This window comes from Pseudomonas sp. TH43 (assembly GCF_016650635.1).
Taxonomy (GTDB): Bacteria; Pseudomonadota; Gammaproteobacteria; order Pseudomonadales; family Pseudomonadaceae; genus Aquipseudomonas.
Map to the genome: position 1 here is coordinate 679895 of NZ_JAEKFI010000003.1, position 21231 is coordinate 701125.

Consider the following 21231-nt stretch of genomic DNA (forward strand, 5'->3'; position numbering starts at 1 on the left):
CGAGTGAAACGAGGCTGCGATCTTTTGATTGTGCTTTTTAAATCTCAAGATCAAAAAATCGCAACGTACCGCAGCGCCTACAGGGGAATGTCGGTAACCGGCCGTTCGCTCATGAACGCTTCAAGCCGCGAACGCAACCAGCGTTCGGCCGGGTCGCTGTCGACGTGGCTGAGCCAGACCATCGACAGGTCGAGTGTCGGCGTCTTGAACGGAAACGGTTCCTTGAACAGCAATCCCGAGGTGGCCATGGCGGCCGCGGTGTAATCCGGCAAGCTGGCGATCAGATCAGTACCGGCCAACAGCGCCGGCAACGCGCTGTATTGAGGCACCGACAGAACCACTTGGCGGGTGCGCCCGAGTTCCGCCAGCCACTCATCAGCGAACCCACTGACATTGGCCGTGTGCGAAACCAGTACGTGCGGCCTTGCGCAATACTCGTCGAGGGTCAGCGGTGTAGCCGAGGCATCGGCACGCAGGATGCTCGGCTGAATATGCCGCAGCAATTTGCGTTTGGCATTGGCCGGCAGGCCACGGGTCTGGCTGATACCGACGGTGATGTCACCGGCGGCGAGCAGGTCGGGAATCCGCCAGTAATCGACATGCTGCACCACAAACACCACGTTCGGTGCTTCCTGTCGCAGCGCGCGCAACAACGGCGGCAGAAGGCCGAATTCGACGTCGTCGGACAGGCCGATGCGAAAGGTCATGGTACTGACCGCCGGATCGAAATCGCGGGTCAGGCTCAGCGCCACCGACAGCGAATCGAGTGCAGGCTTGAGGTGGCGAAAGATATCCTCGGCGCGAGCAGTCGGTTCCATGCGATGGCCAACGCGAATGAACAGCGGATCGTTGAGCATCGTGCGCAGACGATTGAGCGCCGAACTGATGGTCGGCTGGCCAAGAAACAGCTTCTCGGCCGCCCGGGTCACGTTGCGTTCGAGCATCAACGTCTCGAACACCACCATCAGGTTGATGTCGGCCTTGCGTAGTTCATTGCGATTCATCCATTGCCCCCTGCTCCCCGGAATAGCGGCAGTGTAGAAAGGCCTTGGGGGCGGCGTCCATCGTCACGATGCGTCAGTTCACCAGCAGCCGCTGCAAACCCAGGCCCATAACCCGCGCATCATCGTTGAGGCCCAACTGCTGGGGACTGATTGCATCGGGCAGTTGCAGCTCGATCGTCACTTGATCATCGACGGCCAGGCGCTGACGAATTGCCGCGCTGATCGGGATCTGCAGATGATTGCCCTGCGCCTGCGTCAGGCGTGCGGACAGCACCTGCTCGCCGTTCAAGCTCACGACCACCCGCTGAGCAGGGTGCTGCGGCAGGATGAACGCCATGGCATCGATCACCACCGAACGCGCCTCTGGCGTTATGCGCAGGACGATCTGCGCCTGTCGGCCCTCAGACCATGTTCCCCAGCTTTCCGGGGTCGACCAGCCGTGGGTCATTTGTCGAGAGGAATGATTGAACGTCTGTACCTGGCCTGGATGAGTCAGGGGAGTCAGCGCCATCTGCCGTCCCTCATCGTGCATCGGCAAGCACTGCGCGCAACGTTTCCAGCCCGGCGCCAGCACCACCAGACCATCCACCCGCGTCAGCAGATCGGTGTCACTGTTGATGGTTTTTGCCGCGGCCGCCAACACGTCATCGTCGAGGATGTACAACGAGTCTGCATCATAGTGACCGGATTCAAGCATGCGCCGGGTTTTCTCCTGGGCGAGTTCAAGCGGCCCGGAACTCATGCGCCCGAGATAGACCGCATCCGTTTTCATGCCGTGGGTGGCGGCGAAATCAGCCAGCACCTGCCAACGCTCGGGCTGATTCTGCGGCATCAGGCTGCGAAGGTTCGCGTATTGCGTCGCCGCACTCGCCCAGAATGGATCCTGCATCGGGCTGGCCCAGGTCGACGACGGTGGAAGCATCTTCCCTTGCCGCATCCCCATCCAGCCATTGCGCATGTCAATGACCTGCACCGATAACGCCAGCGCCAGCAGGGCAATGACCGTACGCGGCCGGTATCCGCGCACCAGCAGAAAAATTACCATCAGGATCAGCGCATAGGCGACTGGCCAGAACATCCTTCCGGAAGCACGGAAGATGTTCGCAAGATTGAGAATGAATTTCGGCAATGGATAGCTGAATGTGTGCGCGCCGATGCCGATCTGGTTGGATAAGGCGAACACCCATAGACCGAGCAACGCCAACAGCAACCATGGCCGGCTACTCAATGCGTGCTTCAGCGGCTGGCTGTTTCTCAGCCAGGCGATCAGCGCCATGGGTATCAGCAGCAGTACGCCCAGCCCCAGATAATTGAAACCTTCATAATCACCGCTGGCTTGCGGCAGATTTGGCAGGATCAAAGACCAACCTGCCGGATCGACAGGAGACAGCAGATTCATTCGGTACAAACCGAAACCGCCGGACTTCGCACCATCGACAATCGCGAAGTAACCGGCCTGCCAACAACACAGGCTTACGACCACGAAGAGCAGCACGCCTTCGATCAGACTCTGCCGCCGCGTCAGTTGCTGGCTCGACCACTTGCCGAGCAGATCAGCGACCCATATCAGCGCAACCATCGCCAACAGGTAGGCATGTACCATCGCCGTCACCGCCAACAGCGCCCCCCACGCCAACCGGCGCCGATGCAGGCCGGGCACCAGAGCCAGATACAACGCCGCCAGAATCAGAAAATGCCCTGCCAGAGAAAGGTGTGCCCCCATGCGCAAAAACATCGCGGGCGAGAACATCAGCAACCCCGCTCCCAGTAATCGAATCGCCGGATGGTCAGTCATCAATCCGAGCAGCTTCCAGCCAAACCAGGCCTGTAGAACAAAACAAGCCAGCAGCCACATCCCGAAATACTGGAAAGTGTCGGGCAGCCACGCATTGAACGGCTTGAATAGCAGCGCCAGTAACGGATTGGAGTCGGAGAAGATGACCGAATTGCCCAGCTCAAGCCCGTAAAACGGATTGAGTCCCAGCGGAAACGTCCATGGCGAATGGCGAAAGAAATCCCATCCCAGATAATGCGTCGCCGTGTCGCCGAGCTCCAGCCAGGCAATGTTTTCAGGATCCAGAACTTGCGGCCCGATCAAGCAAAAGAAAGCCAAGACCCCGAGCAGCAACGGCAATAAAGACAGTGCGGCATGCTTTTGCCTGGCGCTCATCGATACGTCCAGAAGTTGTGCAAGACAAACGTGAAGGCCGGAACCGTCAACGCCACGGCAGCGATGCCCAGCAAGTAATGGAGCCCGGCCATTTGCGCAGTCCAGGCAACCAGCATCGCCAACAAAAACCCACAGCCGGAGACCGACAGAAAACGCAGCAATGTTCGCCCATGCAAGCGGGCAGAAAAGCTCCAGGTGGTATTGATCACATACGACACCACCGTCGCCACGGCGAAAGCCACGCCATTGGCGAGTGGCGGCAGCGCACTGACGAAATTGATGAACACAATTGCGATCAGCGCATGCAAAGCCGTGACGAACAACCCGGTCACGGCAAAACGCAAACCTCGCTGGATCAGCGCTGATTTTTCCGCAGAGGTCACGGTTTCTGCGCCAAGACAAAAACGCTCAAACCGGCCAGGCGATTCATGCCCATCAACGGCAGTTCAAGGCTGCACAACGTTTTCAGTACTCTGTTCACCAGCGGATGGTGGCGCTTGAGCTGCGAGCGCGCCGGTTGGGCTTGCGCACCTTGCGGCAACAACCGCAGGGCCGCCGCAATCGGGAACACTGCACCGAAGTAATAACCGCCGCGCTGCAGCCTCAAACCGGCATCGCGGGCCAGCGTTTCAAACTGCGCCAGGGTGTAGCGACGCTTGTGTTCAAGGAAGTCATCGTGACCGCTCCACATGAACTGGAACGCCGGCACGGTCATCAGAAAACGGCTGCCGGAGGGCACTTTATCGACGTACATCTTGAGCAGGCCGAGGTCGTCATCGACATGCTCCAGCACGTCCATCAGCAGCACCAGATCGGCATCGAGGGTGTCGATCCCGCGACGGTAATGCACCGGCTTGCCGGCGGTGGTGGCGCTGGAATCGGCCGGATAGCTGATGTCCACGCACCATGCCTCCTTCGCGTCGGTATGCGTCAGCAGATGATGCGAGAAAAACCCGGAACCGGCGCCAACATCGAGGATTCGCCTGATCGGCGCATCACCCAGTAACCGCGTGGTGGCCGCGGCTTTGGAGCAGTAATACCAATGCTCGTTGATGCTGTCGCCGAGGATGTCGGTTTCCTTGAGATCCATGTTTCAATCCTTGGGGTCATAGACGCGACGCACCAGAAAGACCGGTCGGCGTTTGGATTCGATATAAGTACGGCCGAGGTATTCGCCCAGCACGCCGATGCCGATCAATTGCAAGCCGCCGAGAAAGGTCACAGCGACCATCAGCGAGGCGTAACCAGGCATGTCGATACCGTGGATCAAGGTACGCAAAACGATAAAAATGGCGAAGGCAAAAGACACCAGCGACACCAATGCTCCTACGTAGGTCCAGACCCGCAACGGTTCGGTGCTGAAACTGGTAATGCCTTCGAGGGCGAAATTCCACAACCGCCAGCCGTTGAACTTGCTCTGCCCAGCTACCCGTTCAGGGCGCTCATAATCAACGTGGGTCGTGCGAAAACCGACCCAGGCGAACAAGCCTTTCATGAATCGCCGGGACTCGGGCAACGTCAGCAAGGCATCCACCACGCAACGATCCATCAGGCGAAAATCACCGACGTTCTCGGGGAGTGGTTGTTCGGCAATCTTGTTGTGCAGACGATAGAACCAGTGCGCCGAGGTCTGCTTGGCCCAGGTATCGCTGCGGCGGCTGATACGGTGACCGAGGACGACTTCAAAACCCTCACGCCAGCGCTCGATCATTTGCAGAATAATTTCGGGGGGATCCTGCAGGTCCGCGTCGATCGGCACCACGATCTGCCCGGTGGCAATCTGCAAACCGGCGGACAACGCCGCCTCTTTGCCGAAGTTGCGACTGAGGTCGACGATACGCAGGCGGGCATCTTGCTGCTGACGATCCAGCAGCCGCTCAAGCGTGGCATCGGTACTGCCGTCGTTGACGAATACCATTTCGAGATCGATCAGCGTCTGGGCCTGAAAGACTTCATTGATGCGCAGCAGAAACGTGTCGAGGCTGTCCTCCTCGTTAAAAACGGGGACCACCAGCGATAACGTCACCTGCCCGGCCTGTTGCGTTCCGTGCTCAGTCAAAAGGAGTGCTCTTTCTTATAGTGTTTGTCGGTCATCGAACAAGGTTCGACGCCATGAGCCGACCCGTATTAAGCAGCAGCGTGGTTGCTGTTGCAAGGGTCAGACGGCGTCATATTGGCCAATCCAGAGGCCTATTCCAGCGCTCTGGCCCGCGCCCTTCAGAAACATCCGCCAACGATTGGAAACAAATGTCCGATAGCCAAAAAAACCGCCTGCGCTAGGCTTGCGTCGTTGCGACACACTGGCTGTCGCAGGAAAAATCGCATGGAGCGAACTGAATGTATTTCGAGATTTACAGGCAATCCAGAGGCACTTCGAGCACCGGCAAAGGGCAATGGCGCTGGAGGCTGCGCGCAGGCAATCACGAGACCGTCGCCAGCGGCGAGTCTTATGTGAACAAAGCGGATTGTTTGCATGTGATCGGGTTGATCAAAGCGGTACATGGCGAAACGCCGGTCAAGGAAATTTAACCGCGTGAGCCGAAGCAGGGCTGAGTCCTACAGCCACTTCCTTTTTTGACTGAAGCACTGGCGAGCCATTTCTGCCCCCCTAGGCTGATTGAGGCACGGGGCTATCCGGCCCTGTCTCGCGACACAATCGAACTCAAACAGGAGCCGCAGAAATGGCCAGAGACAAAGCGAAAGACGACAAGTACTTCAACTGCTCGCAAGAACACGAAGCGGACTATGTCGCCGGCCTCTATCCGCATGCCAAGGACGAAGTGAAAACCTTCCTGACGACCGCGTGCATGGACAAGACGCTGCACAACTCGACGCATAAGGATGTGTATGACTTGATCAAACGGAAGTTGGGCCACTCGCAGCCGTAAAATGGCTGGAGCGCGGGGTGATGTAGCCTTGCGAAAATGAAAAAGCCCCACGGGTTCAGGCCTGTGGGGCTTTGCATCTCAGATGGGGCACTCAACCTGAGTAGAGCGCGCAGCTCTATTGAAAGCAGCCGAGCCTCTCTGAAAAAAAGACTAATGAGATTCATAGAATCCAGAAACGAAAAAGCCCCGTAGATTTTCATCTACGGGGCTTTTTCTATGTAATGGCGGAGAGATAGGGATTCGAACCCTAGGTACCGGTGAAGGTACAACGGATTTCGAATCCGTCCCATTCGGCCACTCTGGCATCTCTCCAACGGCGCGCATCATAACAACACTTTTACCGAAAGCAAACCCTCTTTCGAAATTTTGTTCGTGCTATCAGATGCTTGCGTCGATTAAAGCGGTACGCCCAGACGATTGGCGACTTCTTCGTAAGCTTCGATGACGTCACCGAGGCCTTGGCGGAAGCGGTCTTTGTCCATCTTCTTCTTGGTGTCCTTGTCCCACAGACGGCAGCCGTCCGGGCTGAACTCGTCACCGAGGACGATGGAGCCGTCGCTGAATACGCCGAACTCAAGCTTGAAGTCGACCAGCAGCAGGCCGGCGTCGTCGAACAGCTTGGTCAGTACTTCGTTGACCTTGAGCGACAGTTCTTTCATGCGAACCAGTTGCTCGGCGGTGCCCCAACCGAATGCCACGACGTGGGATTCGTTGATGAACGGGTCGCCCTTGGCGTCGTCCTTGAGGAACAGTTCGAAGGTGTAAGGGTTGAGCTTCAGACCTTCTTCAACACCCAGACGCTTGACCAGGCTGCCGGCTGCATAGTTACGCACGACGCACTCGACCGGGATCATGTCGAGCTTCTTCACCAGGACTTCGTTGTCGGCCAGCAGTTTGTCGAATTGGGTCGGAACGCCGGCCGCTTCGAGTTTCTGCATGATGAAGGCGTTGAACTTGTTGTTGACCATGCCTTTGCGGTCGAGCTGCTCGATGCGCTTGCCGTCGAACGCCGAGGTGTCGTTGCGAAACAGCAGGATCAAGCGGTCAGCGTCGTCGGTCTTGTAAACCGATTTGGCTTTGCCGCGGTAGAGTTCTTCACGTTTTTCCATGATGGGCTCCGCTTGCTAAGTAGGTGGGCTAGGCGATGTGGCGCCAGTCGAGCCCTGAATCTTGATCGGCCAGTTGCAGCCAGTCCGGGTCGCACCCGAGGGTGTCGACAAAACATTGCCGGGCCAGCTGCGGCATGTTGTTCTTGCGGCTCAGATGGGCCAGGACCAGGTGTTGCAAACCCTGCCAACCCAACTCGGACACCAGGAATGCTGCCTGGTGGTTGTTCAAATGTCCCAGCTCGCCGCCCACCCGCTGCTTGAGAAAGTACGGGTAATGACCACGGGCCAGCATGTCGCGACAATGGTTGGACTCGATCATCAACGCATCGAGATCCCGAAAACCGTCCAGCACCCGCTCGCAGTAAGAGCCCAGGTCGGTCAGCAGGCCGAAGCGCCGCTGCTCGTGATCACTGAAAACGTACTGGGTCGGTTCCTGTGCATCATGGGCCACGGCAATGACCCCTATGTTCAGTGCGCCGATCTGCAGTTGCTCGCCGCCGGCCAGAAAGCCTGCGGGTTCAATCGGTTTGCGCATCCCGCGCAGTGTGCCGCGACTGAGGTAGACGGGCAGATTGTAGCGCCGAGACAGCAAACCCACGCCATGCACGTGGTCGGCATGTTCGTGGGTTACGAGTATCGCGCTCAGTTGCGCCGGGTTCACACCCAGGCGCAACAGGCGTTTTTCGGTTTCCCGCAGGGAAAAACCACAATCCACCAGCACGTATGTATCAGCACTGGCGATCAGCGTGCCGTTCCCTTGGCTACCGCTGCCGAGAACGGCAAAACGCATAGTTGATCAGCCCAGGTTGTCCTGAATCACGCTCAACACTTTGCGAGCTACTTCAGCCGGTGCAACGGTGTTGATGTTCTTCTCGACGGTAACCTGAATGTTCTCGCCAACCTTGCTCAGGCGAACCTGATAACGCTCGGCACGGGCTTCAACTTCTTCCTTGCTCGGCGCACTGCCGAACAGGCTGCTGAAGAAACCAGGCTTGTCGTCTTTCTTCTCGGCTTTTTCGGCCAGGTTGATGTAGTACAGGCCCAGGCTGCGGTTGATGTCTTCAACGCGCCATTCGCCCTGCTCCAGCGCACGGCCAACACTCGACCACGCACGGTCCAGATCGGTACCGACGTTCAACACCGGATTACCGCTGCCATCTTCGCTGAGACTGACGCGGCTCGGGGTATCGAAATCACGCGAAGCCAGCATCGACACCGAACCGCCCTTCTCGGCGATACGGCTCATGCTCGCGAGCATGTCGTCGACCAGCGCTGCGTCCAGGCCAGTGTTGACCGAACGGTTGGTGAAGGCGACGTCGGCGGTGCTGCCGGCAGGACGCTCGGCGCTGACCACGTAGATTTCGCTGGTGTTGCGCTGCACGCCTGGCTCGATACGCACACGAACGCGGGTTTCGCTGTCGCTGGCGATACCGGCCGCGCTCAGGCGCTTGGCCATGGCTGCGGACAGTTCGTCGGAATGCTGCCAGCTGGTGGTGAATTCGCCGGTTTGCGGGCGCTGTTCATCCAGACGGAAACCGTTGTCCTGGAAGAACTGCACCGCCACTGGCCAGACTTCGGCCGGTGGATGCTGAGCCATTACCCAACGCGAATCGCCACTTTTCTGCAGCGAGTAGTCGGTCGCGTCGGCGATGGCCGACAACGGCTGTGGACGGGGAACGATGTATTCGCCCTTGGCGGTGTCGTCAGCGACGTTACGCGGGATCGGCAACAGCGGATCCAGACGTTTGGAGGTGGTGACATCCGGTGGCAGTTGCATCGGTGCAGTCTGTTGCGCTTGCAGGTAATCGCTACCACGGTCGCGGAAATAACCTTCCGGCCCCCAGACCCATCCGCAGCCGCTGGTGCTGGAGATAATCAAGGCAAGTGCGGAAAGTCCGGCCATTCGCTTCATGCGTTGTACTTCCTCAATTAAACCAGGACGCTGCACTGGCGCAGGGCCGAGCGCAACGTTTCATGACAAGGTGTGCTCAGCCAGGTCAGCGGCAGGCGGATGCCTTCGTGCATCAGACCCATTTCAACCAAAGCCCACTTGACCGGAATCGGGTTGGCTTCGATGAACAGGTCTTTGTGCAGTGGCATCAGTTTTTCGTTGATGGCCCGCGCGGTATCGGCGTCGCCCTTGAGCGCAGCCTCGCACAGGTCGGCCATTTCGCGCGGAGCGACGTTGGCGGTCACCGAGATGTTGCCTTTGCCGCCCAGCAGGATCAGCTCGACCGCGGTCGGATCATCGCCGGACAGCACGATGAAATCCTTGCTCACGCCGTCGATGATCGCTTTGGCACGTTTCAGGTCGCCGGTGGCTTCCTTGATGCCGATGATGTTCGGCACGGTGGACAGGCGAATCACGGTCTCGGCCTGCATGTCGCAAGACGTGCGGCCAGGCACGTTATAAAGAATCTGTGGAATGTCGACCGCTTCAGCAATGTGCTTGAAGTGCTGGTACAGGCCTTCCTGAGTAGGCTTGTTGTAGTACGGAACGACCAGCAGGCAGGCATCGGCGCCGGCTTCTTTGGCGTTGCGGGTCAGCTCGACGGCTTCGCGGGTCGAGTTGGCGCCAGTGCCGGCGATGACCGGAATGCGCCCGGCAACCTGTTTGACCACGGCTTTGATGACGGCGATGTGTTCTTCTACATCAAGAGTTGCCGACTCGCCGGTAGTACCGACCGCGACAATGGCATGGGTGCCGTTCTTGAGATGGAAGTCCACGAGTTTGCTGAGGCTGTCCCAGTCCAGACGCCCTTGTGCATCCATGGGAGTGACCAGTGCCACCATACTGCCCGCAATCATGAAACCGCTCCTGCCGGAAAAAGAGAGCGGTAATGGTACTGGCGCCAAGATGCTTGCACAAGCGAAGTACTGCGCTGCTGCCATTCCCCTTGGCGCCGCTTTTCGCTACCCTTCAGACTTTGATCGGTACAGATCAGCTTGTACGCCGGGTTCCAGCCTCCCTTTTCGGCCTCCCAGACCCCGTTCCTGCGTCGCTACGACGCGCTCCCGCTATAGTGGAGCGAGCCGCGAGTGCGTGCCGGGGCTTTTTGACGGACCGCCTGAATGGGCAAACACAGGCACTCCCCGGCGGCCAACGTCCGTAAACCTACCGACCGCTCATCGCTTTAGGAATGCTGCATGTCCACCCCCACAGTTCGCGAACAATTCCTTGTCATCAGTGCCCTCGGCGCCAACCCCATGGAGCTGACTAACGTCCTGTGCCGCGCCAGCCATGAAAATCGCTGCGCCGTGGTTACCTCCCGCCTGACTCGCCACGGCGAGTGCAGTGCGCTGATCCTTGAGGTCTCCGGCAGCTGGGACGCCCTCGCTCGCCTGGAAGGCAGCCTGCCCGGCCTCGCCAAGAAGCACGCCTTCACCGTCAATGTGGTGCGTAGCGCGCCGCTGGAAAATCGCCCGCAAGCGTTGCCCTATGTGGCTTATGTCAGCTCGGCGTATCGCCCGGACATCATCAATGAACTGTGCCAGTTCTTCATGGATCACAACGTCGAACTGGAAAACCTGACTTGCGACACGTATCAGGCGCCTCAGACTGGCGGCACCATGCTTAACGCCACGTTCACCGTAACCCTGCCTGCCGGCACCCAGATCAGCTGGCTGCGTGACCAGTTCCTCGACTTTTCCGATGCGATGAACCTGGATGCACTGATCGAACCTTGGCGCCCACAGAACCCAATGTAAGGAAGCTTTCATGGCCGTTGTCATCGACCAACCGGTTGCGGATTTCGAAGCACCTGCCACCAGCGGGCAAACCATCAGCCTGTCAGCCCTGAAGGGCAAGCAAGTGGTGATCTACTTCTACCCGAAGGACAGCACCCCGGGCTGCACCACTGAAGGCCAGGGCTTTCGTGATCAGTACGCAGCGTTCAAGGCTGCCAACACGGAAATCTTCGGCATCTCTCGCGATAGCCTGAAGTCGCACGAGAACTTCAAGTGCAAGCAAGAGTTTCCGTTCGAGCTGATCAGCGACAAGGACGAAGCTGTCTGCCAACTGTTCGACGTGATCAAGTTGAAGAAGCTGTATGGCAAGGAATACCTGGGCGTTGATCGCAGCACGTTCCTGATCGATAAAGACGGTGTGCTGCGTCAGGAATGGCGCGGCGTGAAAGTGCCGGGGCATGTTGATGCCGTTTTGGCTGCTGCTCAGGATTTGAATAAATCCTGATGTTTTTGTGGCGCTCGCAATGACGCCATCGCTGGCAAGCCAGCTCCCACACGTTTTTCGCCACACACAAAACCTGTGAGAGCTGGCTTGCCAGCGATGAGGCCATAAGCCTCACCGAAAAAACCTGCTTTAAAGCAGCGGCGCCACCACAGGCTCCTTGCGCGGCCAGGCATCCAGCACAGCCTTGAACAGCGTCGCCAGCGGGATCGCGAAGAATACCCCCCAGAATCCCCACAATCCGCCAAACAACAGCACCGCGCAGATGATCGCCACCGGATGCAAGTTGACCGCTTCGGAAAACAGCAGAGGCACCAGCACGTTGCCATCCAGCGTCTGAATGATCCCGTAGACCGCCATCAGATAGATGAACTGATCGCTCCAGCCCCACTGGAACAACGCAATCAGCAGCACCGGCACGGTCACCACCACTGCGCCGACATACGGCACCACCACCGACACACCGACCAGCAACGCCAACAGCGCCGCATAGTTGAGCCCGAGGGCGACGAAAGCGATGTAGGTCACACCGCCACAAATCACGATTTCTATGACTTTGCCGCGAATGTAATTGGCGATCTGCCGGTTCATTTCCTGCGCGACCCGAGTGATCAACGCGCGCTCACGCGGTAAATAACCGCGCACCCACTCACCGATCATGACTCGATCCTTGAGGAAGAAGAACACCAGGATCGGTACCAGTACCAAATAGATCATGATGTTCACCAGCAGCGGCAGGCTCGACAGGGAGAACGTCAGCGCCCATTGCCCGAACTTCCCGATTTCGCCACGGGCGGCTTCGATGGCTTGCAGTACTTGCTCATCGGAGACCAGATGCGGATAGCGCTCCGGCAGCAGCAACAGCAGCGATTGCCATTTGGCGAGCATGCCCGGCAGTTCGTTGAACAACGTGATCAACTGATGCCAGAGCAGCGGCAGCACCACCACGATGAACAGCATCAGCACGCCCATGAACAGCGCAAACACTAACCCTACCGCCGCGCCGCCCGGCACACGCAAGCGCTCAAGCGTCACCACCAGGCCCTGCATCAGATACGCCAGCACCATCCCGGCCAATACGGGCGCAAGCATGCCGCCGAGGGTAAGCACTGCGGTAAAGGCGAGAAACAGCAGAACCGCCAGCACCACGGCTTCTTCGTCAGAGAAATAGCGCTGAATCCAGTCGCGTAACACTTTGAACATCAATAATCCTTAGGTTTCTTTACGCTGTCGGGTCAGGCTTTTTTCAACCAGTAACGGTAAACGCCAGCGTCGTCTTCTTCGCGCAGCAGCGTATGACCGGCCAATCTGGCAAAGGTGCGGAAGTCGCGTTGCGAGCCCGCGTCGGTGGCTATTACCTTGAGCACCGCGCCACTGCCGAGCTTGTTCAGCTCCATTTTTGCCTTGAGCAACGGCAATGGGCAATTCAGGCCACTGGCATCCAGTTCCACGTCATGGGCTACAGCGTCGGTCATTGCGTCACTCCGGTTGCGGTCAGTCGAGCGACCTAGAATATCTGGTCGCAAGCCCGGTGTCCGGCTACAGTAAGGTCTTTGTCTTCTAAGGCTTTGTGCATGACTTTTCTGCGCCCTACCCTGCTGACGCTCGCTTGCCTGCTCGCCTCACCGGGCTTTGCCGACGATCTGCCGTCACTCGGCGACGCCAGTTCTGCCATTGTCTCGCCGCAACAGGAGTATCAGCTCGGTCGCGCCTGGCTGGCCATGTTGCGCAGCCAGGTCTCACAGCTAAACGATCCGCAACTCAAGGACTACGTCGAATCCAGCGTCTACAAGCTGGTGGAGACCAGCCAGGTCACTGACCGACGCCTGGAGTTCATCCTGATCAACAGCCCGCAGCTCAACGCCTTCGCAGCGCCCGGCGGTGTGGTCGGGGTCAACGGTGGTCTGTTCCTCAATGCACAGACTGAAGGCGAATATGCTTCGGTACTTGCGCACGAACTGGCTCACTTGTCGCAACGCCACTTCGCTCGCGGCGTTGAAGCCTCGCAGCGCATGCAGGTGCCGATGATGGCCGCGCTGCTGGCCGGTATCGTCATTGCGGCGGCGGGCGGCGGCGATGCAGGCATCGCAGCCATCGCCGGCACGCAGGCGGCGGCGATTCAGTCGCAACGAACCTTCTCCCGCCAGAACGAACAGGAAGCCGACCGCATCGGCATCCTCAACCTGGAAAAGGCCGGTTATGACCCTCGCTCGATGCCGACCATGTTCGAACGGCTGATGCGCCAGTATCGTTTTGACGCCAAACCACCCGAATTCCTGCTGACTCACCCGGTGACCGAATCGCGTATCGCCGACACCCGCAACCGCGCCGAACAGACGAAACCGGGCGGGATCGAAGACACCAAGCGTTATCAATTGATCCGTGCACGCGTGCAGTTGATCTATGAAGAAACGCCAGGTCTGGGCGCCAAGCGCTTCCGTGCGCAGCTGGATGAAAATCCGAAAAACGACGTGGCACGCTACGGTCTGGCGATTGCGCAGATCAAGGGCGGTCAGTTGAACGAGGCTCGCGAGAACCTCAAGCAATTACTGGCTACGTCACCGAACGAAATCATCTACAACCTCGCCCAGGTCGACCTGGACATCACCAACAATCGCCTGCCCGATGCACAGTCGCGGGTCGACCGGATGCTCGCGCAGTATCCAGGCAACTATCCGCTGAATCAGGTGCGTGTCGACCTGCTGCTCAAGCAGAATCGCGCAGCGGATGCCGAGAAAGCGCTGGAAGGTTTGCTCAAGTCCCGCCCGGATGATCCTGACGTCTGGTATCAGGTCGCCGAAACCCGGGGTCTGTCGGGCAACATCATCGGCTTGCATCAGGCGCGCGCCGAGTACTTCGCGCTGGTTGGCGATTACCGACAGGCAATCCAGCAACTCGATTTTGCCAAGCGCAAGGCTGGCAACAACTTCCCGCTGTCATCACGGATCGATGCCCGCCAGCGCGAGCTGATGGAGCAGGAACGCATGATCAAGGACATGATGGGCTGAGTTTTATCCCGCGCAGTTAAAGCTTCATGCATAAAAAAACCGCCTCTTTCGAGGCGGTTCTTTTTTTACCTTGCCGCTGGTTTATTCAGCCAGTTTGAAGGTGATGAAGCTCGCACGACCTTGACGCAGAACACGCATCGACACCGAGCGGTTCTTCGGCAGCGCTTTGGCGATCTCGGCGAACTCCTTGGCCGAACCAATAGCCTGGTTGTTCAGGTGAGTGATGACATCACCTGGCTGCAGACCGATCAGCGCAGCAGGACCGTCCTGCACTTCCTTGATTACCACGCCACCTTTGAGGTCGAAGGTTTTCTTCTGCTCGGCGGTCAGCTCGCCCACGGCAACACCGAGGCGGTTACTGGTGCTTTCTGCGCCAGACTTCGGCAGTGCATCCAACTCTTTGTCTTCATCCGGAATCGCGCCAACCGTCAACTCGACGTTCTTGCGCTTGCCTTCACGAATCACTTCCAGATTGGCTTTCGCCCCTGCCTTCAAAGCGCCCACCAGATGCGGCAGGTCGGCAGACATGACGATCGGCTGACCGTTCATGCTCAGGATCACGTCGCCGACTTGCAGGCCACCTTTCGCGGCCGGACCGTCATCCTGGATCTGTGCAACCAGCGCACCGGCCGGTTTCTCCAGACCGAACGATTCGGCCAGATCCTTGTTCACTTCCTGGATGACCACGCCCAACCAGCCACGGCTGACTTTGCCACCGCTCTTCAGTTGGTTGGAAACGTCCATTGCCACATCGATCGGAATGGCGAACGACACGCCCATGAAACCGCCTGAACGGGTGTAGATCTGCGAGTTGATCCCGACCACTTCACCGTTCAGGTTGAACAGCGGCCCACCGGAGTTGCCCGGGTTGATCGGCACGTCGGTCTGGATGAATGGCACATAGTTTTCGTTGGGCAGACTGCGGCCGACGGCGCTGACGATACCTTGGGTCACTGTGTGGTCGAAGCCGAATGGCGAACCGATTGCCACAACCCACTGGCCGGCTTTCAGGTCCTGGGATTTGCCGAGTTTGAGCACCGGCAGATCTTTGCCTTCGATTTTCAACAGCGCCACGTCGGAACGCGGGTCGGTGCCGATCAGCTTGGCTTTCATTTCGCTGCGATCGGCCAGGCGGACGAGGATTTCGTCGGCATCGGCAATCACATGGTTGTTGGTCAGGATGTAACCATCAGGAGAGATGATGAAGCCGGAACCCAGCGATTGCGCTTCACGCTGACGACCACCGCCCGGCGAACGCTGCTGAGGTGGCATACCGCGCTCGAAGAACTCGCGCAGCATCGGCGGCAGGCCTTCCAGGTCAGGCATCTGCTGGTTCACTTTGCGATCCGGCAGTTTCTGTGTGGTACTGATGTTCACCACGGCAGGCGAAGCCTGTTCAACCAGTTGGGTGAAATCAGGCAGATCGGCCGCTTGCGCAGCAGGGATCGCCTGACCGAGCAGCAGCACGGTGGCGAAAATGGAAAGATAAGATTTCAAGCTTGGTATCGACATACAGCTCCCGTTACGACGAGCAGGTTTAAGCGATATGGAAGAAAAGTCACCGGTACCACTGATCAGGACTTTTATCCCAGGAAAAACAAACAAGGCCAGAGCCGTGAGGCTCTGACCTATAAAAAACTTTCGGGGTATTTGCAAATGAAAATGCTCAGCAAACATTTCATCTCCGTCTCGACGAAGAAATGGTAATGACTGAAATCAGCTCACTGCTTGCTGGTTGCAGCGCCATCGGTATTGCGCATCGACAGAGCAATTCGTTCGGCGGTGCCGATTGGGATCTCACCCACCACTGTGACCATCATCTCGCCATCAGGTGTGGTCAGGCGACGGGATACGGCAACAGTCGGGCCCAGTTGAGTCCGGGTATCGGTAACGGTCGCGCCATTTAAAGGCTCAAGGAACACCGAGAACCGCGCCAGCCCATCATCGTACATCAGGCTGTTCACCTGAGTTTTGGTTTCCGGGTCTTTGTGCGAGGTGCTGCTGGTGAGCTCGAAACCCGGCGGCAGCCACTCCGAATGCCAGACCTGAGCGGTCTTCACAGCCGAAGCCTTGTCACTGGCGAGGGTGATTGGCTTGCAGTCAGCGTCTGCCAACAAGTCTTTATCCGATGGAACATCGTCGGTATCGAGGCTGGTGAACTGGAAGCGCTCAAGCAATTGCCCTTTGTCGTTCAACAGCAACGACTTCAATGGGAGGCCGGTCTGCTTGTCCAAATGCAGCTCAAAACCATAACGATGCTGGTCGCGAGGCGTCAGCGAAACAATCACAGCGTCTCGCCCAGCAACGCGCGATTTGCCGATGACGGCAAGGTCATACCAGTTTTTCAACTTTTGCGGATCGAGCGGACGAGCGGCAGAGTTGGGAGAATCCCCCAGCCCGGCAATCAGGGTGCCGCTGACGCATTGAGTATGCCCATCAATGCGCACGACTTCCTGAGCCGAACCGTCGAGCTGGAGTAAACGCTCGCGGACCTGGCCATTCTGGGCGCGATGCCAGATGTTATGGGTAGAAAAACTACCGTTACGCTCGTAAACGAAGGTGCCGTGAAAGCTTTGCTGCTGCTCGGCCCGGCCCAGACGGGTCAACCAGTCCTGGGCCTCGTCGGCGTGGGCTGGAACGATGAACCAGCCACTGAGCAGAAGCGAAAGTAGAGGTATGGCGCGCATGATCCTCCTTAACGGTTTTCCAGGCTTGCCGCACGCGCATAAGGAAGCGCGCTCTCAGTACCCTTCAATGCAGCCTGTTGAGCATGTTGGCGCAAGTAGCCTGGCAGACGCTGATCGTGCCAGCCTGGTTGACCTTGCAACACGCCGTTGGCCATAGGGCCAGTGGCTTCCGAGCTCTCACTATAACCTGCCAGAACAGCCGGACCTTTGACCTGTGGAGTGGCCAGGGTTGGCTGATTCGATTGCTGGGCAAGTTCAACGCCAGCGATCTCGTCCTGGTTATACAGACGCACACCGGCCAGAACGGCAACAGTGACCGAGGCTGCAACAGCCAGACGGCCGAGGTTGCGCCATGGGCTGCGAGATACTTTGGCCGGAGCCGTTTCGTCTTCCAGTGCAGCAGACACTGCCGCAGCGATATCCAGACGTGGAAGCAGCAGATCCTTGTGCATGGCTGCCCGAGCGATCTGGTAACGAGCCCAGGTCTCACGGGTTTCTACGTCGTCCAGTGCATTAATCACTCGACGCAATTCCAGTTCGTCCGCTTCGTTATCCATCACTGCGGACAGCGATTCCTGCAGGGCTTCACGACTCATGGCGTTCCTCTCTTGGCTGTCGCCGCTGTCTCAGTTTTCCTGCAACAACGGCTGCAGGGCTTTATCGATGGCCTCCCGAGCGCGGAAAATCCGGGAGCGCACGGTACCCACCGGACATTGCATGACACTCGCAATGTCCTCGTAACTCAGACCATCGAATTCACGTAAAGTTAATGCCGTACGCAAATCCTCTGGCAGTTGCTGAATGGTTCGATGGACTGTGCCTTCGATCTCATCCCGCAGCAGTGCACGTTCTGGTGACTCGAGATCCTTGAGGCCGTGATCGCCATCGTAGAACTCTGCGTCTTCGGAACTTACATCACTATCCGGCGGCCGACGGCCGCGTGAAACCAGGTAATTCTTTGCCGTGTTAATGGCAATACGGTACAGCCACGTATAAAACGCACTGTCGCCGCGAAAGTTGCCAAGTGCTCGATACGCCTTGATAAAGGCTTCCTGAGCCACGTCCTGGGCTTCATGGGTGTCGTGCACAAAACGCACGATCAACCCGAGAATTTTGTGCTGATATTTCAGCACCAGCAGATCGAAAGCTCGCTTGTCGCCACGCTGAACGCGTTCGACCAGCTGCTGATCCTCTTCCTGGGTTAGCATGAACACTCCTCGATAAGCCCGAAGGAGACTTGCATAACTAAACGACCAGACTTGCAAACATAGACTCGGGCTTTTCGCAAAAGTTCTCCCCCTTCAGGCAAGTTTCCTGCGAGCTCTGATTTGGCACGCACGAAAAACGCAGCGCGGGATAAACCGGCTGCGCGAATAATCTTGTTATCGGTTTCGCCGGCAGGAACCTCAACCACAGATTCCGCACTGAAGCCCGACACTGTCCCTTGTTTCCGGCACCGACTATTGATCTTGGGCCTTTGGCAAAAGTTCCAATTATTTATAGTCGTAGCCACCCGACATTGAGCAACCCTGGGTCGAAAAAGTCTGTTTCAGCGCCGATACAGTCGTCTTTTCCCCATACCGGAGAAAAAATCTTCCGACGAAGCGCCCGGTTTTTCCCGTCACAGTAGTTTCACAATGCCATCTGGGCTCGGCTATTGTGCCGCCCCACCCCTCTATATACTAGTGGGCTGTGTGGCTGTCTTGACTCGCCGATCCAGCGGTCCTGCACCACCCCCGACCCGGGTCGCTTTGCGCGGAATCCTGTAATGAGCCAACAATTCCAACACGATGTTCTGGTCATTGGCAGCGGTGCTGCCGGTTTGAGTCTTGCGCTGACCCTGCCGGGTCATTTGCGCATTGCCGTATTGAGCAAGGGCGATCTCGCCAACGGTTCGACTTTCTGGGCCCAGGGCGGCGTCGCTGCCGTGCTCGACGACACCGATACTGTCGAATCTCACGTCGATGACACTCTGAACGCCGGCGGCGGCCTGTGCCATGAAGACGCAGTGCGTTTCACCGTCGAGCACAGCCGCGAGGCCATTCAGTGGCTGATCGATCAAGGTGTGCCGTTCACCCGCGACGAACAGTCCGGCACTGAAGACGGCGGATTCGAGTTTCACCTGACCCGCGAAGGCGGCCACAGCCATCGGCGCATCATTCACGCCGCTGACGCTACCGGTGCGGCTATCTTCAAAACCCTGCTGGCCCAAGCCAAAGAGCGTTCAAACGTTGAGTTGCTGGAACAGCGAGTTGCCGTCGATCTGATTACCGAGCGACGTCTGGGCATGGATGGCGACCGCTGTCTCGGTGCTTACGTACTGAATCGCGCCACTGGCGAGGTCGACACCTACGGCGCACGCTTCGTTATCCTGGCTTCGGGCGGCGCCGCCAAGGTTTACCTCTATACCAGCAACCCCGATGGCGCCTGCGGAGATGGCATCGCCATGGCCTGGCGCTCTGGCTGCCGGGTGGCGAATCTGGAATTCAACCAGTTTCACCCGACCTGCCTTTACCACCCTCAAGCCAAAAGTTTCCTGATCACTGAAGCATTGCGTGGCGAAGGTGCGCACCTCAAGCTGCCGAACGGTGAGCGCTTCATGTATCGCTTCGACAAGCGCGCCGAACTGGCACCGCGCGACATCGTCGCCCGCGCCATTGACCATGAAATGAAGCGCTTGGGCGTCGACTGCGTCTACCTCGACATCAGCCACAAGCCCGAAGATTTCATCAAGACGCACTTCCCCACTGTTTATGAGCGCTGCCTCGGTTTCGGCATCGACATCACTAAACAGCCGATCCCGGTCGTCCCTGCCGCGCATTACACCTGTGGCGGCGTCATGGTCGATCAACATGGCCGCACCGATGTGCCGGGGCTGTACGCCATCGGCGAAACCAGTTTCACCGGCCTGCATGGCGCCAACCGCATGGCCAGCAACTCGTTACTGGAATGTTTCGTCTATGCACGCTCGGCGGCGGCGGACATTCTTGCGCAACTGGACAATGTGACCGCACCGGATGCCCTGCCCGAGTGGGACGCCAGCCAGGTTACCGACTCCGACGAAGACGTGATCATTGCGCACAACTGGGACGAACTGCGCCGGTTCATGTGGGACTACGTCGGCATCGTACGCACCAACAAACGCTTGCAACGGGCACAGCACCGCGTGCGTCTGCTGCTGGACGAAATCGACGAGTTCTACAGCAACTATAAAGTCAGTCGCGACCTGATCGAGCTGCGTAACCTCGCACAGGTCGCCGAGCTGATGATTTGTTCAGCCATGGAGCGCAAGGAAAGTCGTGGCCTGCATTACACGCTTGATTATCCAGGCCTGCTGCCCGAGGCGCTCGACACTATTCTGGTGCCGCCCACCTACGTCGGCTGAACTTGAGCCGCACTCGCAGGCGTCGGTGCAAGTCCGCCGCCTGCGCATCGCGTGGCACGCAGATCGACCTGACTCGCCATTCCCCGCGCAAGCGAAAGCGCAGCACCACGATCAGCGGCAGCGCCAGGCTGTCCGGTCGCAGTTGCGCGGCTTGCCAGCCATCAGCCTGATTCCATAGCTGCCAGCCATCGGCATCGCGACGCAATCCTCGAAAGGCCTTGGGATGACTCAACAGAATCTGCCGTGGCAGCGCCCAAAAACCGTGGAGCACACAGCAGAAAGCCCCGAGAAGACTCGCCCAGAGTGGAATCGACAGTAGAAAAAGAGAACCCAGCGCGAATGCCTGGGCCAACAGATACGCCGCCAGCAACTGCCGTGAGGCATGCCAGCGGCATTCGAAGGTGTTACTTGGGCTGAACACGGTCCAGAATCATCCGAACCATGCGCTGCAGCTCAGGGTCTTCGGACTCGCTGCGCTCCATGAACCAGCCGAACATGTCCTGATCCTCGCACTCCAGCAGGCGCACGTACAAATCGCGATCCACCTGATTCAGGCCTGCATAAACCTCTTTCACAAAAGGCACCAGCAACACGTCAAGCTCAAGCATGCCGCGACGGCTGTGCCAAAAGAGGCGATTCAGTTCAACTTGTTCGACCATGGGGCCCTCCTCAAATTTGGCGGCAAGTATACAGTCCCGACGCTGCTCGCACAGTCGGCTTTGGTCGGGCACCACCGATCCTTTATCAACTACCCATTTCAACAACGCGCCCTTATGATGTGCCCCAGTCTA

Annotated in this window: 23 protein-coding genes and 1 tRNA gene; 6 read left to right on the forward strand and 18 right to left on the reverse strand. The window is 58.2% G+C overall.

What is annotated here, in order from left to right; all coding sequences use genetic code 11:
• Positions 1–77: 77 nt before the first annotated feature.
• The 5 genes from JFT81_RS12625 to JFT81_RS12645 form a co-directional block, all read right to left on the reverse strand.
• On the reverse strand, positions 78–1004 hold the full coding sequence (locus JFT81_RS12625) for a LysR substrate-binding domain-containing protein (protein ID WP_201227569.1): 927 nt from the start codon (positions 1002–1004) through the stop codon (positions 78–80).
• A gap of 73 nt (positions 1005–1077) precedes the next feature.
• The gene (locus JFT81_RS12630) at positions 1078–3174 is read right to left on the reverse strand and encodes a DUF6311 domain-containing protein (protein WP_201201514.1); all 2097 of its coding nucleotides are present in this window, start codon (positions 3172–3174) and stop codon (positions 1078–1080) included.
• Positions 3171–3557 carry a GtrA family protein gene (locus tag JFT81_RS12635; protein WP_201227570.1) on the reverse strand — a complete coding sequence of 129 codons (387 nt, stop codon included), beginning with the start codon at positions 3555–3557 and terminating at the stop codon, positions 3171–3173. The genes JFT81_RS12630 and JFT81_RS12635 overlap by 4 nt, the downstream gene beginning before the upstream one ends.
• On the reverse strand, positions 3554–4264 hold the full coding sequence (locus JFT81_RS12640; RefSeq protein ID WP_201227571.1) for a class I SAM-dependent methyltransferase: 711 nt from the start codon (positions 4262–4264) through the stop codon (positions 3554–3556). Before JFT81_RS12640 ends, JFT81_RS12635 begins: the two co-directional genes overlap by 4 nt.
• A gap of 3 nt (positions 4265–4267) precedes the next feature.
• A complete protein-coding gene (locus JFT81_RS12645) occupies positions 4268–5233 on the reverse strand; it encodes a glycosyltransferase family 2 protein (RefSeq protein WP_201227572.1) in 966 nt (321 codons plus the stop codon).
• Positions 5234–5511: 278 nt separating this feature from the next.
• On the opposite strand from JFT81_RS12645, the gene JFT81_RS12650 reads away from it, so the two are divergent.
• Together JFT81_RS12650 and JFT81_RS12655 are read left to right on the forward strand one after the other, a co-directional pair.
• Positions 5512–5703, forward strand: coding sequence for a DUF1508 domain-containing protein (locus JFT81_RS12650; RefSeq protein WP_201201509.1), 192 nt, complete (start codon positions 5512–5514; stop codon positions 5701–5703).
• A gap of 152 nt (positions 5704–5855) precedes the next feature.
• Positions 5856–6062, forward strand: a complete 207-nt coding sequence (locus tag JFT81_RS12655) for a hypothetical protein (protein WP_201201507.1) — start codon at positions 5856–5858, stop codon at positions 6060–6062.
• A 222-nt stretch (positions 6063–6284) separates the two neighbouring features.
• Here the strand turns inward: JFT81_RS12655 and JFT81_RS12660 are convergent.
• From JFT81_RS12660 to dapA, 5 genes are all read right to left on the reverse strand, one after another.
• Positions 6285–6374: transfer RNA gene (locus tag JFT81_RS12660), tRNA-Ser, on the reverse strand.
• Positions 6375–6457: 83 nt separating this feature from the next.
• The gene (gene purC, locus JFT81_RS12665) at positions 6458–7171 is read right to left on the reverse strand and encodes a phosphoribosylaminoimidazolesuccinocarboxamide synthase (RefSeq protein ID WP_007911389.1); all 714 of its coding nucleotides are present in this window, start codon (positions 7169–7171) and stop codon (positions 6458–6460) included.
• Positions 7172–7199: 28 nt separating this feature from the next.
• Positions 7200–7961, reverse strand: a complete 762-nt coding sequence (locus JFT81_RS12670) for an MBL fold metallo-hydrolase (RefSeq protein ID WP_201227573.1) — start codon at positions 7959–7961, stop codon at positions 7200–7202.
• 6 nt (positions 7962–7967) lie between these two features.
• On the reverse strand, positions 7968–9083 hold the full coding sequence (bamC, locus tag JFT81_RS12675) for an outer membrane protein assembly factor BamC (RefSeq protein ID WP_201227574.1): 1116 nt from the start codon (positions 9081–9083) through the stop codon (positions 7968–7970).
• Positions 9084–9100: 17 nt separating this feature from the next.
• Positions 9101–9979, reverse strand: coding sequence for a 4-hydroxy-tetrahydrodipicolinate synthase (gene dapA, locus JFT81_RS12680; protein ID WP_093438308.1), 879 nt, complete (start codon positions 9977–9979; stop codon positions 9101–9103).
• A 339-nt stretch (positions 9980–10318) separates the two neighbouring features.
• Between dapA and JFT81_RS12685 the strand changes: the two genes are divergently transcribed.
• Both JFT81_RS12685 and JFT81_RS12690 read left to right on the forward strand, forming a co-directional pair.
• Positions 10319–10879, forward strand: coding sequence for a glycine cleavage system protein R (locus tag JFT81_RS12685; protein ID WP_201148606.1), 561 nt, complete (start codon positions 10319–10321; stop codon positions 10877–10879).
• 10 nt (positions 10880–10889) lie between these two features.
• Complete coding sequence (locus JFT81_RS12690; RefSeq protein WP_201227575.1) at positions 10890–11363, forward strand: peroxiredoxin; 474 nt, start codon at positions 10890–10892, stop codon at positions 11361–11363.
• Positions 11364–11492: 129 nt separating this feature from the next.
• On the opposite strand, the gene JFT81_RS12695 is transcribed toward JFT81_RS12690, so the two are convergent.
• Positions 11493–12563 (reverse strand): AI-2E family transporter, encoded by a 1071-nt coding sequence (locus JFT81_RS12695; RefSeq protein ID WP_201148608.1) that lies wholly within the window; start codon positions 12561–12563, stop codon positions 11493–11495.
• 32 nt (positions 12564–12595) lie between these two features.
• Positions 12596–12835: a sulfurtransferase TusA family protein gene (locus JFT81_RS12700; RefSeq protein WP_201148609.1), complete on the reverse strand. Its 240-nt coding sequence runs from the start codon at positions 12833–12835 to the stop codon at positions 12596–12598.
• A 99-nt stretch (positions 12836–12934) separates the two neighbouring features.
• Here JFT81_RS12700 and JFT81_RS12705 point away from each other — a divergent pair, with 99 nt between their 5' ends.
• Positions 12935–14368, forward strand: coding sequence for a M48 family metalloprotease (locus JFT81_RS12705; protein WP_201227576.1), 1434 nt, complete (start codon positions 12935–12937; stop codon positions 14366–14368).
• A gap of 81 nt (positions 14369–14449) precedes the next feature.
• Here the strand turns inward: JFT81_RS12705 and JFT81_RS12710 are convergent, their stop codons facing one another.
• The 4 genes from JFT81_RS12710 to rpoE form a co-directional block, all read right to left on the reverse strand.
• On the reverse strand, positions 14450–15880 hold the full coding sequence (locus JFT81_RS12710) for a DegQ family serine endoprotease (RefSeq protein WP_201227577.1): 1431 nt from the start codon (positions 15878–15880) through the stop codon (positions 14450–14452).
• Between the two features lie 209 nt (positions 15881–16089).
• Entirely contained in the window at positions 16090–17055 is a 966-nt protein-coding gene (locus JFT81_RS12715; protein WP_201227578.1) for a MucB/RseB C-terminal domain-containing protein, read from the reverse strand.
• An 8-nt stretch (positions 17056–17063) separates the two neighbouring features.
• Complete coding sequence (locus JFT81_RS12720; RefSeq protein ID WP_064388462.1) at positions 17064–17651, reverse strand: RseA family anti-sigma factor; 588 nt, start codon at positions 17649–17651, stop codon at positions 17064–17066.
• Between the two features lie 30 nt (positions 17652–17681).
• Entirely contained in the window at positions 17682–18263 is a 582-nt protein-coding gene (rpoE, locus tag JFT81_RS12725) for an RNA polymerase sigma factor RpoE (protein ID WP_003172477.1), read from the reverse strand.
• Between the two features lie 560 nt (positions 18264–18823).
• Here rpoE and nadB point away from each other — a divergent pair.
• Positions 18824–20440, forward strand: a complete 1617-nt coding sequence (gene nadB, locus JFT81_RS12730) for an L-aspartate oxidase (protein ID WP_201227579.1) — start codon at positions 18824–18826, stop codon at positions 20438–20440.
• On the opposite strand, the gene JFT81_RS12735 is transcribed toward nadB, so the two are convergent.
• Positions 20409–20861, reverse strand: a complete 453-nt coding sequence (locus JFT81_RS12735) for a protein YgfX (RefSeq protein WP_201227580.1) — start codon at positions 20859–20861, stop codon at positions 20409–20411. The two genes, nadB and JFT81_RS12735, sit on opposite strands and share 32 nt — an antisense overlap.
• Positions 20845–21099: a succinate dehydrogenase assembly factor 2 gene (locus tag JFT81_RS12740; protein WP_201148613.1), complete on the reverse strand. Its 255-nt coding sequence runs from the start codon at positions 21097–21099 to the stop codon at positions 20845–20847. The genes JFT81_RS12735 and JFT81_RS12740 overlap by 17 nt, the downstream gene beginning before the upstream one ends.
• Between the last annotated feature and the right edge of the window lie 132 nt (positions 21100–21231).

Excerpts from the sequence above, each read along its gene's own strand:
- JFT81_RS12625 (WP_201227569.1), bottom strand. The coding sequence starts at position 1,004 with ATGAATCGCAATGAACTACGCAAGGCCGACATCAACCTGATGGTGGTG.
- JFT81_RS12630 (WP_201201514.1), bottom strand. The coding sequence starts at position 3,174 with ATGAGCGCCAGGCAAAAGCATGCCGCACTGTCTTTATTGCCGTTGCTG.
- JFT81_RS12640 (WP_201227571.1), bottom strand. The coding sequence starts at position 4,264 with ATGGATCTCAAGGAAACCGACATCCTCGGCGACAGCATCAACGAGCAT.
- JFT81_RS12650 (WP_201201509.1), top strand. The coding sequence starts at position 5,512 with ATGTATTTCGAGATTTACAGGCAATCCAGAGGCACTTCGAGCACCGGC.
- JFT81_RS12655 (WP_201201507.1), top strand. The coding sequence starts at position 5,856 with ATGGCCAGAGACAAAGCGAAAGACGACAAGTACTTCAACTGCTCGCAA.
- purC (WP_007911389.1), bottom strand. The coding sequence starts at position 7,171 with ATGGAAAAACGTGAAGAACTCTACCGCGGCAAAGCCAAATCGGTTTAC.
- JFT81_RS12670 (WP_201227573.1), bottom strand. The coding sequence starts at position 7,961 with ATGCGTTTTGCCGTTCTCGGCAGCGGTAGCCAAGGGAACGGCACGCTG.
- bamC (WP_201227574.1), bottom strand. The coding sequence starts at position 9,083 with ATGAAGCGAATGGCCGGACTTTCCGCACTTGCCTTGATTATCTCCAGC.
- dapA (WP_093438308.1), bottom strand. The coding sequence starts at position 9,979 with ATGATTGCGGGCAGTATGGTGGCACTGGTCACTCCCATGGATGCACAA.
- JFT81_RS12685 (WP_201148606.1), top strand. The coding sequence starts at position 10,319 with ATGTCCACCCCCACAGTTCGCGAACAATTCCTTGTCATCAGTGCCCTC.
- JFT81_RS12690 (WP_201227575.1), top strand. The coding sequence starts at position 10,890 with ATGGCCGTTGTCATCGACCAACCGGTTGCGGATTTCGAAGCACCTGCC.
- JFT81_RS12695 (WP_201148608.1), bottom strand. The coding sequence starts at position 12,563 with ATGTTCAAAGTGTTACGCGACTGGATTCAGCGCTATTTCTCTGACGAA.
- JFT81_RS12700 (WP_201148609.1), bottom strand. The coding sequence starts at position 12,835 with ATGACCGACGCTGTAGCCCATGACGTGGAACTGGATGCCAGTGGCCTG.
- JFT81_RS12705 (WP_201227576.1), top strand. The coding sequence starts at position 12,935 with ATGACTTTTCTGCGCCCTACCCTGCTGACGCTCGCTTGCCTGCTCGCC.
- JFT81_RS12710 (WP_201227577.1), bottom strand. The coding sequence starts at position 15,880 with ATGTCGATACCAAGCTTGAAATCTTATCTTTCCATTTTCGCCACCGTG.
- JFT81_RS12715 (WP_201227578.1), bottom strand. The coding sequence starts at position 17,055 with ATGCGCGCCATACCTCTACTTTCGCTTCTGCTCAGTGGCTGGTTCATC.
- JFT81_RS12720 (WP_064388462.1), bottom strand. The coding sequence starts at position 17,651 with ATGAGTCGTGAAGCCCTGCAGGAATCGCTGTCCGCAGTGATGGATAAC.
- rpoE (WP_003172477.1), bottom strand. The coding sequence starts at position 18,263 with ATGCTAACCCAGGAAGAGGATCAGCAGCTGGTCGAACGCGTTCAGCGT.
- nadB (WP_201227579.1), top strand. The coding sequence starts at position 18,824 with ATGAGCCAACAATTCCAACACGATGTTCTGGTCATTGGCAGCGGTGCT.
- JFT81_RS12740 (WP_201148613.1), bottom strand. The coding sequence starts at position 21,099 with ATGGTCGAACAAGTTGAACTGAATCGCCTCTTTTGGCACAGCCGTCGC.